At 63.7% G+C, this 15506-nt stretch carries 13 protein-coding genes; 8 read left to right on the top strand and 5 right to left on the bottom strand.

All coding sequences use genetic code 11. The features are described from left to right. Positions 1-103 precede the first annotated feature (103 nt). The 4 genes from ACFYVR_RS18740 to ACFYVR_RS18725 form a co-directional block, all read right to left on the bottom strand. Positions 104-1294, bottom strand: a complete 1191-nt coding sequence (locus ACFYVR_RS18740) for a CaiB/BaiF CoA transferase family protein (RefSeq protein WP_387475840.1) — start codon at positions 1292-1294, stop codon at positions 104-106. 257 nt (positions 1295-1551) lie between these two features. Then, positions 1552-2508: a hypothetical protein gene (locus ACFYVR_RS18735; protein ID WP_387475838.1), complete on the bottom strand. Its 957-nt coding sequence runs from the start codon at positions 2506-2508 to the stop codon at positions 1552-1554. 343 nt (positions 2509-2851) lie between these two features. Then, on the bottom strand, positions 2852-4390 hold the full coding sequence (locus ACFYVR_RS18730; protein ID WP_387475836.1) for an ABC transporter substrate-binding protein: 1539 nt from the start codon (positions 4388-4390) through the stop codon (positions 2852-2854). Between the two features lie 626 nt (positions 4391-5016). Beyond that, on the bottom strand, positions 5017-5664 hold the full coding sequence (locus ACFYVR_RS18725) for a TetR/AcrR family transcriptional regulator (protein ID WP_387475833.1): 648 nt from the start codon (positions 5662-5664) through the stop codon (positions 5017-5019). Between the two features lie 162 nt (positions 5665-5826). On the opposite strand from ACFYVR_RS18725, the gene ACFYVR_RS18720 reads away from it, so the two are divergent. The 6 genes from ACFYVR_RS18720 (at position 5827) to ACFYVR_RS18695 (ending at position 10890) form a co-directional block, all read left to right on the top strand. Then, the gene (locus ACFYVR_RS18720; RefSeq protein WP_387475830.1) at positions 5827-6717 is read left to right on the top strand and encodes an SDR family oxidoreductase; all 891 of its coding nucleotides are present in this window, start codon (positions 5827-5829) and stop codon (positions 6715-6717) included. A 217-nt stretch (positions 6718-6934) separates the two neighbouring features. Beyond that, a complete protein-coding gene (locus tag ACFYVR_RS18715) occupies positions 6935-8359 on the top strand; it encodes an aldehyde dehydrogenase family protein (RefSeq protein WP_387475827.1) in 1425 nt (474 codons plus the stop codon). 44 nt (positions 8360-8403) lie between these two features. Continuing rightward, a complete protein-coding gene (locus tag ACFYVR_RS18710; RefSeq protein ID WP_387475825.1) occupies positions 8404-8799 on the top strand; it encodes a carboxymuconolactone decarboxylase family protein in 396 nt (131 codons plus the stop codon). Next, a complete protein-coding gene (locus tag ACFYVR_RS18705; protein ID WP_387475822.1) occupies positions 8792-9688 on the top strand; it encodes an NAD(P)-dependent oxidoreductase in 897 nt (298 codons plus the stop codon). Before ACFYVR_RS18710 ends, ACFYVR_RS18705 begins: the two co-directional genes overlap by 8 nt. 127 nt (positions 9689-9815) lie before the next feature. After that, a complete protein-coding gene (locus ACFYVR_RS18700; protein ID WP_387475819.1) occupies positions 9816-10553 on the top strand; it encodes an SDR family NAD(P)-dependent oxidoreductase in 738 nt (245 codons plus the stop codon). Beyond that, the gene (locus tag ACFYVR_RS18695) at positions 10531-10890 is read left to right on the top strand and encodes a hypothetical protein (protein ID WP_387475816.1); all 360 of its coding nucleotides are present in this window, start codon (positions 10531-10533) and stop codon (positions 10888-10890) included. The genes ACFYVR_RS18700 and ACFYVR_RS18695 overlap by 23 nt, the downstream gene beginning before the upstream one ends. A gap of 537 nt (positions 10891-11427) precedes the next feature. On the opposite strand, the gene ACFYVR_RS18690 is transcribed toward ACFYVR_RS18695, so the two are convergent. Continuing rightward, on the bottom strand, positions 11428-12339 hold the full coding sequence (locus tag ACFYVR_RS18690) for an SDR family NAD(P)-dependent oxidoreductase (RefSeq protein ID WP_387475813.1): 912 nt from the start codon (positions 12337-12339) through the stop codon (positions 11428-11430). 291 nt (positions 12340-12630) lie between these two features. On the opposite strand from ACFYVR_RS18690, the gene ACFYVR_RS18685 reads away from it, so the two are divergent. Continuing rightward, positions 12631-13980, top strand: coding sequence for a hypothetical protein (locus tag ACFYVR_RS18685; protein WP_387475811.1), 1350 nt, complete (start codon positions 12631-12633; stop codon positions 13978-13980). Then, the gene (locus ACFYVR_RS18680) at positions 13977-15386 is read left to right on the top strand and encodes an acyl-CoA reductase (protein ID WP_387475808.1); all 1410 of its coding nucleotides are present in this window, start codon (positions 13977-13979) and stop codon (positions 15384-15386) included. The genes ACFYVR_RS18685 and ACFYVR_RS18680 overlap by 4 nt, the downstream gene beginning before the upstream one ends. Positions 15387-15506 lie beyond the last annotated feature (120 nt).

The raw sequence follows: 15506 nt of genomic DNA, 5'->3' as shown, positions 1-15506 counted from the left end.
GGTCGATCAACTTCTCACCGGGGACCTCGATCATGCAGTTGTCACGACAACCCGGCCGTCCTGGCGTGTGATTCCCGCGATCGGAACCACTTTCGAAACACGGTTAGATCAACGTCGCGGATCGCAGGGCGTCGATTGCAGCGTAGTCGTAGCCTAGCTGACCGAGGATGGAGTCCGTATGTGCTCCGAGGGCAGGAACCGGATCGAAGCGCGGTTCGACGCCTGCGAGGGTGGCGGGCGGGAGCAACGCGCGCACCGGGCCTCCCGGGGTGTCGACCTCGCGCCATCGATTGCGCCCCTCCAGCGAAGGGTGCGTGAGGAAGTCGGACACCGAGGCGAGCCTGCCGTTCGCGATGGCGATCTTGTCGAGCAGGGAGAGTGCGTCGTCTGTCGTCATGGTGCGGGTCTGTTCGGAGATGAGAGCGTTGCACTCTGCGCGGTTGGCAACCCTCGCGGAGTTGCATTCGAAGCGTGGATCCGTTGTGAGCGAGGCATTTCCGAGAAGTTCGGTGCAGAGCGTCACCCACTCGCGCTCGTTCTGCACGGATAGCAGGATCGTGCCGTCGGAGGTCGGGAAGGCGCCGTACGGTGCGATTGTCGCGTGCTCGGCACCGACCCGGCGGGGTTGGGTCCCACCGCATTCGGTGTAGTACGCCGGATTGCCCATCCACTCGCCGAGGGACTCGAACAGCGACACCTCCACCGCGCGGGCGACACCGGTGGTCGCGCGCGTGAACAGGGCACTCAAAATACCGCTGTAGGCGTACATTCCCGCGGAGATGTCGGCGATCGAGATGCCAACCCGAGAGGGTGTGGACTCGGGACCGGTCAGGGACATCAGTCCGGATTCCCCCTGTACGAGCATGTCGTACGCCTTCCGGTCCGACCACGGGCCGGTACTGCCGTACCCGGAGATATCGCACGGGATAAGGGACGAGTGACGCTGCTGCAGCGACTCGGCGTCGAGGCCCATGCGTGTCGCTGCGCCGGGGGCCAGGTTCTGGACGAACACGTCGGCGGTGCCCAGCAACTGCTCGAGAATGGCGCGGCCCTGTTCGGACTTGAGATCAAGGGTCAGTGACTCCTTGGAACGGTTGAGCCACACGAAGTAGCTCGATTGTCCATGTGCCGATTCGTCGTAGCGTCGGGCGAAGTCGCCGCCGTCGGGGCGTTCGATCTTGATCACTCGTGCGCCGAGGTCGGCGAGCTGACGTGTCGCGAACGGTGCAGCCACAGCCTGTTCGATGCTCACCACGGTGATTTCGGAGAGTGGGAGGGTGGGCGACTTGGGCACGAGGAAGACCCCTTCTCGATATATATACGGTCATTCTGACAAATCTGAAAAGGCCAAAGTCAATGTCGCCCGATAAAGGAAGGACCGGCGGGCGCTGCGCACGGGTGCGCCGCAGTCGGCAGTTCGAGGAAACGTGCCGCAATAGACGGTGAACACCCCTCGGAACTGCGGAGCCGGGGCACCGGGCAGACCGGTGGCCGCCGACGCAGTCCGTGGTCGTGGAAGAGATGGATGGAAGGATGTTCACCGTCTCGGCGTCATCCCGCATCCCGCGGGTCGCCCGGTGTCAGGACGGTGCTGAACCCCCAGGGTATCCCCAGGCTCGAAGCCGGGTCGGTGACGATGACCTCACCGGTGCGGACCGCAACGCCGACACCCTGCTCCTTCAGATGCCGCTCCACCCGATCTAGATCCACGACCTTCCAGGTGATCGCATGGTAGGTATCGTCCGGCGCCGCCCCCGCCCAATCCGCATACGCCGCGGTCCCCGCATCCGGAACCGCGTATTCGAACACTGCATCAGCCAGGTGCACATACGTGCTGCTTGCACCGAGCACCTCGTTGCGGCCCTGGTGAATCACGGTGCCGCCCAGGCCGTCCACCATCACCCGCAACGCCCGCTCCGGACGATCGGTCAAAACTGTGTGATGCGAACACCGCTCGATGCCCAACGGATCATCTTCGGACACCGGCGGCACCTCCCACCCCGGTGCCAGCCGATGATCCAACGGAAACGGAATCTGTGGCAAGAACTCGTACCGCAGACCTGCGCTCCCAGGCACCGTGAAGAAGATCGGCATCGGCGAACCCGGCGCCAGCGGTGGATCCTCACCGGCGGCGACCTCCCCCCGCTGGCCGACCATCGAAATACCCAGATCCCTGAGCCTGCGATACACGTCGACGATCCCCTCGACGTACCACCCGAACCCCTTCAGATGCGGTCGATCAACACTCGCGTACTGCTGAACACCGTCGAGCACATAACGTTTCGGATCAATCGTGTCGAACAGAACATCGCTGATCGGAGTGAACGTCGAATAGTCAGTCGGATAACCCTCACTCGCCGGAGCTGTTTTCGTCATCTCCGCAATCGGCCGGCTCGGACGACCGAAAACTCGCTCGAACCACACCTGCGCCACATCAAGGTCGGTCACGTGATGACTCGGATGATACAACCGGGTCAAAGAGAACTGGGGCGTGTCAGCGTCCGACATGGACGTCCTCCTCTAATCTGCTCCGGGGCTCGATGGCTCGAGGCCCTCTCGCTATTAACGAAGAATGAAACAATATACAGCGAAGTGTGTTTCGCTGAATGCAAGGTCACCGGCTGATCGTAGATCTCGGAGGCTTGTCCTCCGTGAGCCTCGGCTCGGGGAAGTCGCAGGCAAGCTGCAGTGTCGGGCTACGAAGGGAAGAGCGTGCCGAAGACGACGTGAAACTCTATGCGAGTCAGCTGCTGTCCGATGCGCTGGTGTGAGCCCGGACCATCGATCGGCGGAATGGCAGACTGTACAGAATTCAGTGAAGAGTCAGAACCGGTGCACGATTCGCTTCATCCTACTTCTGGATCCATAGCGTCTCGGGAAGCACCGACCCTATCCCGTACTGCCGAATTCCACCGACGTTGGCGCTGGCGATGACACCGGGCGCGGCGCGGGTGTAGAAGATGACGGGGTTGAGCTCGACCAGACGCTTCTGCACAGTCTCGTACGCCGCAGCACGTTCCGCTTGATCAGAGGCAGTGCGACCCGTATCCAGCGCTACGTCCATCTCGGGATCATTGGTGCCACTGGTGTTTCCGGCGGAGCCGCTGTGGAGCGACGACCACAGGCGCGGTTCGGGATCGGCGAAGGCCACCGTGCTCACCAGGGTGTCGTAGTCCTTCTTGGCCATGATCTGTCCGACCTGAGCCAAATCGATCGTCCGAACATCGACCTTGATGTTGTTCAACGTGCTCAGCTGCGTCTGGATCGCCTCACCCACAACCCTGTTTGCCGGGTACAGCGACATCGTGAACTCCAGCGGCTTGCCCTCTGCCGCCAGTTCGTCGAGGAGGCGCTGCGCCTCGGCCCGGTTCTGCTCTGCGAGCGGGATGTCCTTGTAGAACGGAGAAGACTCGTCGAACAACGTGCGCGGCAACTTGGCCGTGCCCTCGAACGCCGCATTGTTGATGCCGTCGAGATCGAGTGCGAACGCGAACGCCTTACGTGCACGCACATCATCGAACGGCGCCTTCGTGGTATTCAGAACTATCGTGGTGCCGCCGCTGAGTGGAACGACCGAGTTCTGCAGGCCTGCGTTCTTCGCCTTGTCGATGTTCGACCAGATGCCTTCGAGGGAGAGGTCGGCGCCGCCGCTGACGAGGGTGTTGTACCGCTGGTCGGCATCGACGATCGCGCGGATCTCGAGCTTGTCCAGGTACGGGCGCGGCGCGTCGTAGTACTTCGCGTTGCGGGTGAGTTTGATGACGTCCTGACGCGACCACTGCTCGAGCGTGTACGGTCCCGCACCGATCGGGTTGGAGTCGATGGACTGCTGGCCGCCCTGCAGTGAGGCAGGGGAGGCGATCCAGTTCATCCCGGTCTGCAAGATGGCATTGGCGAAGTTCGGGACCGGTTCGACCATCGTCACCTGTAGGGTCCGGTCGTCGATGACCTGACTGCTTTCGATCAACGATGCCTGAGTGATGTCCGCGGAGGCGGTTGCGCGGTCCTTGATGCGGTCCCAACCGAACTTCACCGCTTCGGCGTTGAACGGGCTGCCATCGGAGAACTGGACACCGTCACGCAGTGTGAGGGTGAATGTCTTGCCCGCGTCGGTGGATGAGAAGTCCTCCGCCAGTTTGTATTCGATGTCACCGGTGTCCGGATTGTCGATCATCAGGGTGCCGTACAGCGCGTTGCCCAACACAGGGGAGTTCGCCCAGGAGTTGGAGATGAGCGCCGGGTCGAGGCTGCGGGGTTCGGCCTGTTCGATGATATGGCCGGTCCCTCCGCTGACCGGGTCGCCGGAGGGGCCGCCGACGGCGGCGGTGTCGGTTGAGTCTCCGCTGCTACACGCGCTGAGCATGAGAACTGCCGCGGCAACGCCGGCCACGAGCGCACGTTTTTTCGAGATCACAAGGTGCCTTTCATGGGTTCGAGGGTGAAAGAACCTGAGACAGCGTGGATATCGGTCAGTTCGGTCCCGCGTGGTGCGGTTGAACCGCATGTGCAGGTGATTGCCGACCAGGCAGATGGAGTGCGAAGACGTGAAACTGGCGGAGAGTCGCGCACGACCCCGGCAGCATCACTCCGCCTCGTATGACAGGAAATTCAACATCGGCTGACACCTCACCGAGGTCTCCCGGCGCACGATCGCAACGAGACGAAGGCTTCGGCACCTCCAATCTGTTACGTACACAACATAGTTTCCTATGTCCGAGTTGGCAAGAGTATCCTCTTCGAAGTTTCACCGTAGAGACCGTGGCGCGAGATCGCGTCAGGTGGCGATCCGACGCCTCGGGTTCAGTCCCGCGACGCCGAGCGGTTCACTTCCGAGATGTCCGCTACGCGCACGCCGTGCCCCGAGGCCGGAATCCGGGACCCCGCGTCATGAGGTCGCCCCGACTCCTTCTCTAGGGGTCGGGGATGGCTGACTCGTTACCAATGGTTCAGCGCCACTGCAGATTCGCCGTCCATCGAGCACGACTGCCACAAACTGAATTCTGCGTTACCGGATGTTCAGCGTGGCCTGAGGCCGTCGAGTAGCAGATGAACGGTGAAGTGCACTCTCTGATCGACTTCGTCCCGGGTCGGTGTTTGGCCGCTCACGATCGAGCGCACGGAGTTGCCGACCGCCATGTTCATGAACGCGATGGCGGCGAGTTCGGTTGTGGTGGGAGCGATGTCGCCTGCTGCTGTGGCCCGGTCGAGCAGACCGGCGACGAAGTCGAGCACCGGCTTGGAGCGCTGTTCGTAGTTGGCGGTGAATATGCTCGGAAATCGGTAGCTTTCGGTGTTGATGATCCGCTGGAGACGCAGTCCGTCTGGCGTCATCACTTGGTCGATGTGCAGCCGGGCGATCGCTTCGAGTGTTTCGGCGAGATCACCGCGATTGAAGTCTTCGAGCACCCGGCGAGGGATGATCTGCCGGTTGATCGCCCGTTGCACCGCTGCGAGGAACAACGACGCTTTGTCTGAGTGATGGGCGTAGACCGTGCGTTTGGTCATGCCGACGTGGGAGGCGATCATCTCGATCGTCGTCATCTCGAAGCCGTGCTCCAGGAACAGTCCGAGTGCGGCATCGAGCAGTTCGTCCTGGCGTGCCTCGGCCTGCTCGCGGGTGGGGCGTCCCGCGCCGCGGCGGGGGGCTGGCGTCGTTCTCGTCACTTTGGTGTCACCGAAATTCGCTCTTGCATAACACTCCCGCCTTCGCCATGATGAGGTTACAAATTAATGATACGCAGGAGTGGCTATTTATTGCAACGTCTACCGAAGGGACGCCCCGTGAACTCACCCACGGCGCTATCCACCGCACTGCACAACAGGACCGTGGGTGTCGTCACCGGCGTGGGCTACGGACTGGGAGCAGCCTGTGCGCGGCAACTTGTCGACCATGTGGAAACGCTGCTGCTCACCGACCGGGATCCGCACGCCGCCGCGGCCCTCGCCCGCGAACTCGTGGACGATGCCGGCGTGGACGCCGAGCCGTTCAGTCTCGATGTAACGGACCGAAAGGGTCTCGCGCGCCTGGTGGCGCGAATCGCGGATCTGGGTACGCTGCGTGCGGTCGCGCATGCCGACGTCTGCGCGCCGACATCGGCCGACTGGCAGCAGATTCTCGCCGTGGATCTCGTCACCACGGCTCGGCTGGCCGACGCGCTCCGGCCACTGGCCGACAACGGCACCGCCATGGTGGTGTTGGCGGGTATGTCGCCGATGCTGGGCCCGGATACTTCCGACGCGGCTGCGCCGGCCGTCCTCGACGACCCGCTTGCCCAGCGGTTCCTACGCCGACTGCGCGAGGCGCTCGGACCGGCCATAGAGGATCCTGCCGCGGCCCACGCCTGGGCCAAGCGCGGCCTGGAACGCTTCGTTCGGCGGGAGTCCGTGCGGCTCGGGTCCGTGGGCGCACGTATCTGTTCGGTGTCAACGGGCAACATCGGCAACTCACCGGTGCGGTCGGAGACTGCCGAACACTCGCGCATCGGTCGGATAGTGCAGCGCAGGGGGCATGACGCGGAGATCGCCGCAGTGGTGGCATTCGCGCTGTCGGAACAGGCGAGCCTCCTCAACGGCATCGACCTGCTCGTCGACGGTGGGGCCAGCGCTGCCCTCGATTTCGGGACGGTGCGGGCTGCTGCGACGCCGGTGCAGGCGAATCGTGCGACAGCCGCAGATACAACCTATGCCGCGAGGCAGGTATCGGCGTTCTCGGCATGACGGTGCCGGGGTATGTCGGAGAGATTCATGGCGCCGGCGTCGATGCTGGTTCCATCGCCCGACTGCTCCTGCCTCGAGGGCGCCTCCGTCGTTAAGTCCGGCGCATCGCCGGATGTCGCAGGGGCATCGACAAATCTGACGGTTCGAAGCCGACGAGTCTGAACGTGTCTTCGAGGTCGTCGTGCATCCACGAAAGAAGAGTGAGGAGTGTTGACCGGTGGAGACAGTTGCGGCCTTCATTGATGGAAGTCGGGTGCTCACATCAGATACCTATGACAACATCGATCCCTCGACCGGTGCGTCGCTGGGGGCTGTGGTCAGGTGTGGACATGATGAAGTGGATCGGGCGGTGCGTGCGGCCCGTGCCGCGCAGCGGGCATGGCGGGAGACGTCGCCGGAGACTCGTGCCCGGTTGTTGATCCAGCTGGCGGATCTGATCGAACGTGACGCAGCAGTGTTGGCGTCGTTGGAGAGCGAGGATTCGGGTAAACCGCTGGGGCAGGCCAGAACCGATGCGTTGGTGTGTGCCCGCTACTTCCGCTTCTATGGTCACGCGATCGATTCCTACTACGGGATCACGATCCCGTTGGGTCCTGACTTGCATGCCTATACTCGCCGCGAGCCGTACGGGGTGACGGGTCATATCGTTGCCTGGAACTATCCGATGCAGCTGTTCGCGCGTGGGGTCGCTCCGGCGATCGCTACCGGAAACTGTTGTGTTGTAAAGCCCGCAGACGAAACACCGCGCACCGCGGTCGCCATCGCCCAGTTGGCGATTGAGGCGGGGATCCCGGCAGGCGTGCTGAATATCGTGCCAGGTCTCGGAGTCGAGGCGGGTGCCTCGTTGAGCGCCCATGACGGGATCGACCATATCGGGTTTGTCGGGTCCACCCAGATCGGATCGGTGATCGCCCACGCGGCCGCAGATCGGGTGGTGCCGGTCGTTCTCGAGCTGGGCGGCAAGTCGGCCCAGATCGTTTTCCCCGACGCCGATCTGGACCGCGCGGCCACCTTCGTGGCGAAGGCGGTTCTGCAGAACGCTGGGCAGACGTGTTCGGCGGGTTCTCGTCTGTTGGTGCATACCTCGGTCCATGACGAGGTCCTGGAGTTGGTGGCCAAGCGGTTCGGCGCGGTGAGTATCGGACCCGGTTCGGCCGACATGGACCTCGGACCGCTGGTGTCATTCAAACAGCAGGCCCGAGTTCAGGCATTCCTGAGCGAGCTGAGCACCGGTGAGGTCGTCGTCGGCGGATCGATTCCCGATGAACCAGGTCTTACCGGTGGCGCCTACTTCGCTCCGACGCTGGTCGACGGCGCTGATCCGCGGTCCGACATCGCTCAGCAGGAGGTGTTCGGACCGGTGTTGGTTTGCAATACCTTCGATACCGAGGCGGAGGCGCTCGAGTTGGCGAACGGCACGCAATATGCCTTGCTCGGCGCAGTTTGGACGAGGGATCTTTCGCGCGCACATCGGTTGGCTGCTGATATTCAGGCGGGGCAGGTTTATGTCAACACGTATGGGGCGGCCGGTGGGGTGGAGTTGCCCTTCGGTGGTTTCAAGAAGTCCGGTTACGGCCGTGGGAAGGGATACGAGGCGCTGGACGCGTTTACCGAGACCAAGACCGTGATCGTCAATCTCTGACCTCAACCCGGCCCTGTTCCTCGACTGACAGAAGGATCCACAACATGCACACTGATCGCACACACCGCGAGACCTACGAGGCGGGTCTGCAAGTCCGCCGCGAGGTCGTCGGTGCCGAGTACGTCACCCGCGCCCTGGCCGACGCCAGCGAATTCTCCTCTTCTATGCAGGATCTCGTCACCGAGTACTGCTGGGGTGCAATCTGGACCCGGCCGGGCCTCGACCGCCGTACTCGATCTCTGGTCACCCTGGCGATGCTCACTGCGCTCAACCGACCCAAAGAGTTCGCTACCCACGTACGCGGCGCATTGACCAACGGGGCGACTCACGACGAGATCCGTGAGGTGCTCCTCCAGACCGCCGTCTACGTCGGTGTCCCCGCTGCCATCGAATCCTTCCGTAGTGCTGATGAAATCCTGTCGGAGTGCTCTGATGCCTGAAACAAGCAACGGACACATCGCCTTTGTCGGCCTGGGCAACATGGGTGCACATATGTCACGCCGACTGGTCGAATCCGGTTTCCAAGTAGTGGGATTCGACCTACAGGAGGCCGCCCGCCGATCATTTGCCGAGACGGGGGGCACTGTAGTTGCGACTTCAGCGGAGGCGGTGGCCGGAGCAGGCATTGTCATTCTGATGTTGCCGAATTCCACGGTGGTGGAGTCCGTGCTCAACGATGTCGACGTGCTCGGCGAGTTGGCCTCCGGCACCATCGTCATCGATATGGGGTCGTCCGAGCCCACATCGACCCGCCGCGTTGCTCTCGAACTGGCTGAACGAGGCGTCAATTTTGTCGACGCACCGGTATCCGGCGGCATCGGCGGCGCTGCGGCCGGCACACTGACAATCATGGCTGCTGGAAACGAAGCCACTGTGGCGCAGCTCAGTGCGATGCTGGCTCCGCTCGGTACTTGGCTCCGGGTGGGCGACATCGGTGCGGGGCACGCTCTCAAAGCCATCAACAACCTACTTGCAGCGGTTCAACTGCTGGCTACCGCCGAAGGCTTTGCCATCGGCCGCCGCTTCGGGCTCGACCCGGAGGTGATTGTATCGACGATCAACGCGGCGAGTGGACGCAGCGCGGCGAGTGAAACCAAGTTCCCGAACTTCGTACTCCCCGAGACCTATGACTCCGGATTCGCGTTGCGCCTCATGCTCAAAGACATGCGCATTGCCACAGGCTTGGCAGCAGAGCTAGGGATTGGCACCGCACTCGGCGACCGGGCCGTGCAGGTTTGGTCACAGGCCGACACCGACCTGGGGCCGGGTGCGGATCAGATGGAGATCGCCCGTTGGGCTCTGACCGGAACAGAAGCCACGAGTGCGTGATGCCCATAGGTCGAGATCACCGAGGTAGTCGACCACTCCAGCGGCAACGCCAGGTTCCCTGTGGTCAGGAAGCTGCGCGCGGCACCGGTACACAGCGAAGACATTCGTCGACAGAGAGGAGGCCCTGGTGGCCCACGAAGGAAGAAACGCAGTCGTTACGGGCGGTGGCCGCGGAATCGGGCGCGCCATAGCGACAGTGCTCGCGGCCCAGGGCGCGGCGGTCGCTGTGTGGGACCTGAACGCCGCCGACGCCGAGGCGACGGTTGCGGGAATTCGCGAAGCGGGCGGAAAGGCGGTCGCCATCACCGGTGACGCGGCCGACTCCGCAGCTGTCGCGGCTGCGGCGGCCCGGACCCGCGCGGAACTCGGGCCAGTCACGATTCTGGTGAACAATGCCGGAGTCACGAAATACTCGCCGTTCCTCGACCTCACGGAGGAGAACTGGGACCGGATTGTCGAGGTGAACCTCAAGGGACCTTTCCTGGTCACGCAGGTACTTGTTGCCGACATGCTCGCCGCCGGCTGGGGCCGGATCATCAATATCTCCTCGTCGTCCGCGCAGACCGGTGCTCCGGCGGTGGCCCATTACGCGGCATCGAAGGGTGGCATCATCGGTTTCACCAAGGCACTGGCAGTCGAGTTCGCGGAGAAGGGGATCACCGTCAACAACGTCCCGCCTGGCACCGTGGACACGCCACTGCTGCGGGAAAGCCACGAGCCGGATGAGCTCGCGGCCAGGCTTCCAATGAAACGCGTCGGCTGTGCGGAGGATATCGCGTACGCCGTCGCGTACTTGGCCTCGGATGAGGCCGGGTACGTGACTGGGCAGACGCTCAGCGTCAATGGCGGACGGTATCTCGTCTGAGCCGGCATGCCGGATCGACGTTGGGGCGAGCTTCCATACGGCGTTGGCTGCCGCGACTGCGGCGCTGCGCAAGTCCATCGCCGGACTCACCGAGTTTCGCAAGCGTGGAGGGCAGAGCCACTGGTTGATCGCGGCGACACGAACTGTGGCGGTGTACGGTGCGCTTTTCGTATCTCGTTGCAGCAGCGTTGTTCTGCTCGAGCAGGTTGATGCCGCGCTCGTCAGTGTGACGCTGCTTGTAGTGCTCGGGATCGAAGACCCGGTGGTCACTCCATCGGCGGAACCTCTGCGTGTGCGGTTGGCGGCCCGGTCGGTCTTGACCGGGATCGTCGCCTGAGCACCGCGGCGGCGCGGGTGGCGGCACTGCGGTATGCGCGATCCGCCAGTACGTTTCCGGACGACAGCGCGGCCGACCACGCCCGTGGCGAGGCACCGGGATTGACTCGCGAGGATCGCCTCGAACAGCGACTGTCGCAGCCCTGACGTGCGGTGACGATGATCGAGAGGGCCTTGCGCCCTGCGCGCACGCCAGGTGTGTTCTGGCGGTCCGGTCGCTGCGCGAGCGTCCCAACGCGCGTGATCGTCGGGTTCTGTCTCGACGCCGCCGGGTGGTCCGACCTGACCGGCGTCGTCACCTTCGGGCGTCGGCTGCGCGCTGATGGGCCCGAGCAATGGTCGATTCGACACTGACGTTCCACAGAATCTGGCGAGTGGCGCCAGCCGAAACCGACCACTGCGCGTCGGTCAGATCCGCCCACCCCGCCAGCGCTACGCTGGGCACGAGGGCTCCGGTATTCAGGTTTGGTCTTGGTCGATCAACCCTTTACCGGGGACGCCGGCCGCCCTGGCGTGTGATTCCCGCGATCGGAACCACTTACGAAATGCGGCCTGACTCGGCGGCATCCGCGATCTGGAAGCCCAGTTCGGCCAGCAGCTTTTCGCTCTCGTTCCACAGGCGAGCGGCGGCGTCGTCGTCCTGTGCGGCCGCTGCGGGCGTCTCCTCGGCCTTGCGGTGGAAGTAGCGCCCACCGTCGCGGCCCGGCTCGGGGGCGGTAGCCAGCCATGCCAGCGTTTCAGCCGGTTCGTCCGGCGAGACCGCGTCGGCGGTGGCCATGTGTGCTTGCAGTGCTCCGGTCCCGTGGGAGGCGAAGTTGCTGGCAACCACGCCGGGATGCATGGCCTGGGCGACGAGCCCGGTCGCCTCCCCGCGCCGCGCGAGTTCGCGGGTGAAGAGTATATTGGCGAGCTTCGCCCGGCCGTAGGCGACGATGGGATCGAACTCGTTCAGGCTCTGTAGATCGTCCCAGTCGAATTCCTGGATCCTCCGGTGCGCGTTCGACGACACGGCGATCACGCGCACCGAGCGGTGGAGCCGAGCTCCCTCACCCTCCGGATGCAGCGGAATCAGCTTCCGCGTCAGTAGGAATGGAGCGAGGTGATTGACGGCGAACGTCGCCTCGGTGCCTTCCTCGGTGACTGTCCGCTGAGTGCTTACACCTCCGGCGTTGTTGACGAGGACGTCGAGGTGAGGGGTGAGTGCCCTTATCTCGCCCGCAACCCGCTCGACTTCCGACATCAGGGTGAAATCGCCGCGCAGCATGGTGAACGCACCACCATCGCGGGCGGCGGCAGCAATGCGCTCGGTGGCGGCGGCACTGCGTTGCCGGTCGCGGCCAACGCCGATCACCTGCCAGCCGAGTTCCACGAGTTGGCGAGCGGACGATTCGCCGATGCCCGAGCTGGCTCCGGTGACGACCGCGACCGGTCTGTTCGTATCGATATGCAAGGCACTCTCCCAAGGTGTTCAACGCGGCCTGCGGCCGCCGAGTAGTAGATGAAAGGTGAAGTGCACCATCTGGTCCACGCCGTCGCGTGTGCGTATCGAGCGCTTCGCCCTGGACAGTCTCTCATGTGTGACGCACTCCCTCCCCGTGGCGAGGGAGTGCGTCACACTCGTCTCGTCGCTCTCGCCGAAAATCGCTCTTGCATAACACCCTTGACTTCGTCATGATGAGGCTGCCGAATTAATGATACGCATGAGTTGCCATTTCCGGCAACGTCTACCGAAGGGAAGCCCGTGACCTCACCCCCGGAGCAATTGACTCGGCTGGTGGATGCCGAGGACCGTTTCCACTACTCCCGCTCCGAACTCCGTGAGCGGCAGGTCGAGGCGTTGAACGAGAAGTTCCAGGAGCGCAGGAACCGCATCAAGCTGCTGGATCATCGAGCACGCGAAGCCGGTGTCAACGAGATCCGCGACTACGCCGACATGGTGCCGCTGCTGTTCCCACACACCGCCTACAAGAGTTACCCCGAAGGCTTCCTGGCCGAGCAGCGCTGGGACCGGCTCGGCAAGTGGTTGGGAACCGTCTCGCCCTATCCGATCAGCCCTATCGACACCTCGGACATTGCCGACATCGATCAGTGGATCGCGCGCCTGCAGGCCAAGGGGCACTTCGTGTCCTGTTCCGGCGGCACGACAGGAAAGTCGGCGATGCTGCTTTCCTCGGAAAAGGACATGGCCTGGTCGCGTAAGGACACCGTCAACGTCTTCGCCTGGGGTTCGGGAGTTGCGCCGGCGCGAGACCGGCGCAGGATCGGTGTCGCGCCCATCGCCGCAGTGCCGAGGAACATCATCATCGGAGAGGCGCAGGCGGCGGCGTTCGGCGATCCCGACAAACCGGCATTTCGCTTGCCGATACCGCCGATCACCGTGGGCTCGCTGACCAAGATGGTCGTACTGCGCAGGAAGATCGCAGACGGAACCGCCCGGCCCGAGGAGCTGGCCGACTTCGATCGGACCTCGGCCGAGCGGCAAGAGGCACTCGACGGGGCGATGATCGTGGCCGCCGAGCAGCTCATCGAACATCGCGCCGACAAGCTCTTCATCTCCGGTATGTGGAATGCGCTCTACCAGGTCGCCAAGATCGTTCGCGAGCGGGGCTTCTCGGCGAAAGACTTCCACCCGGACAACTGCATATACGTCGGCGGAGGACTCAAGCGCGCGCAACTGCCGCCGGACTACCGGGAATTCGTCCACGAGACCTTCAATATCCCGGACAACCGCGACTTCCAGAACTACTCCATGCAGGAGCTCAACTCGGGTATGCCCAAGTGCAGAGCGGGCGACCGCTATCACGTGCCGCCATGGATCGTGCCCTTCGTCCTCGACGAGAAGGGCGAGGCTTTGCTGCCGCACGAGTCCGGCGAGATCGAAGGCCGTGCAGCATTTTTCGATCTTTCTCTCGACGGACGCTGGGGCGGCGTCATCACCGGCGACAAGATCTCGCTCAATCTCGACCCCTGTGCCTGCGGCTGCGCGGGACCGTCGATCCGCAACAACATTGTTCGCTACTCGGATGTCAAAGACGACGACAAGATCGGCTGCGCCGGAACCGTCGACGCGTACGTGAGGGGCCTGTCATGACCATGACCGAATCTGTTGTCGCCGCGCCGTTCTTCCTGCGTGGCGAGCTGGTGGAAGACCAAGCGGTAACGCACCGCTCGCGTGACCTGGGTGTCGTCTTCGCGACGCCGACGATCGACCTGGACCGTGCGGTGCATCCACGGACCGAGGTGCCGCCGCTGCTCAACGTTCCGCTATCGGAGATCATCGACTTCCTGGTCGAGACCGGCGAACGTATCCGTGATCCGCAGAACCCTTTCGTGCAAGAGTGCATCGACCGCATGGCGGCCACCCACGTGCTGCCGCGCTCGGTGCTGCGAGACCAGGTCTACGGCGCGACGACATATCTCGACAAGCGGCTTCTACGTACCGTGGTCGAGCAGAATTTTCCCGACCCGAGGGCCTTGGACGAATGGGTGCCGAAGCAGGACTTCAAGGGGCGAAGGAGCTTTGTCCGGGCGTTCGCGCCGCGGTTGATCCATGTGCTGCCGGGCAACTCTCCCGGGGTGGCGGTGAAATCCATCGCCCAGGGGGCGCTGGTGAAGGCCGTCAATCTGTTCAAGATGTCGTCGAGTGATCCCTTCACCACGGTCGCGATCCTGCGGACCATGGCCGGTATCGATCCGGACCACCCTATCGTGCGGTCGATGTCGGCGGTCTATTGGCGCGGCGGCGACGATGCGGTGGAGCAGGTGCTGTATCGGCCCCAGTACTTCGACAAGATCGTCGCGTGGGGTGGCGGCGATGCCATCGACAACGTCGTGAAGTATCTGGGTCCGGGCTTCCAGTTGGTGTCGTTCGACCCCAAGACGTCGATCTCCATGGTCGGTAGAGAAGCGTTCGCCTCCGGCGCGGAGCTGGAGGCTGCCGCCGAGTTGGCGGCCACCGATGTCATGGTTCTCAATCAGGAGGCCTGCGTCGCCAGCCGTTTCATCTTTGTGGAGGCGAATGAGGAGGACGCCGACCGCTTCTGTGGACGGCTGCACACACGCATCGCCGAGAAGGCGGCCGCCTCAGGCGACTCGCGGCCGCTGGCCTTGGATCTGCGTGAGCAGGTCGACACTCTGGCGATGATGGACGACGAATTCCGCGTCTGGGGCAGGACCGACGGGAAGGGTCTGGTGATCCGGTCGGACGAACCAGTCGACTTCCATCCGATCAACAAGACGGCCAACGTAGTTCGCGTGAACTCACTCGACGACGCGGTGAAATACGTCAACGTGGCGACGCAGACCGTCGGCTGCTACCCGTTCGAGCGGATGCCTGACTATCGTGACCGGCTGGCAAGCGCCGGCGCGCAGCGTATCGTCCGACTGGGCGAGGCGGGACCCAGCACGATCGGCAACCCTCACGATGCCATGTATCCGCTGCATCGCTTCGTTCACTGGATGGCGCACGAGGATGGGGTGCAGGCCGGCGAGCGATAGTGCTGAAGGCTGTGCAAGGGCGGCGCGACCACGGTGACACCGAGGTCGCGCCGCCCGGAGAATCTCCCGCAACCCACGTCAGCGAGGACGAACGACAACGGTCCGGACGCTGGACTCTCG

The organism is Rhodococcus sp. NPDC003318 (assembly GCF_042879035.1).
Lineage (GTDB): Bacteria > Actinomycetota > Actinomycetes > Mycobacteriales > Mycobacteriaceae > Rhodococcus_G.
Note: the sequence above shows the minus strand (reverse complement) of the source record. Positions and strands in the feature narration are given on the sequence as shown.

Coding starts and splice junctions, on each gene's coding strand:
- ACFYVR_RS18735 (WP_387475838.1), bottom strand. CDS start 2,508: ATGTCGGACGCTGACACGCCCCAGTTCTCTTTGACCCGGTTGTATCAT.
- ACFYVR_RS18710 (WP_387475825.1), top strand. CDS start 8,404: ATGCACACTGATCGCACACACCGCGAGACCTACGAGGCGGGTCTGCAA.
- ACFYVR_RS18705 (WP_387475822.1), top strand. CDS start 8,792: ATGCCTGAAACAAGCAACGGACACATCGCCTTTGTCGGCCTGGGCAAC.
- ACFYVR_RS18695 (WP_387475816.1), top strand. CDS start 10,531: ATGGCGGACGGTATCTCGTCTGAGCCGGCATGCCGGATCGACGTTGGG.
- ACFYVR_RS18680 (WP_387475808.1), top strand. CDS start 13,977: ATGACCATGACCGAATCTGTTGTCGCCGCGCCGTTCTTCCTGCGTGGC.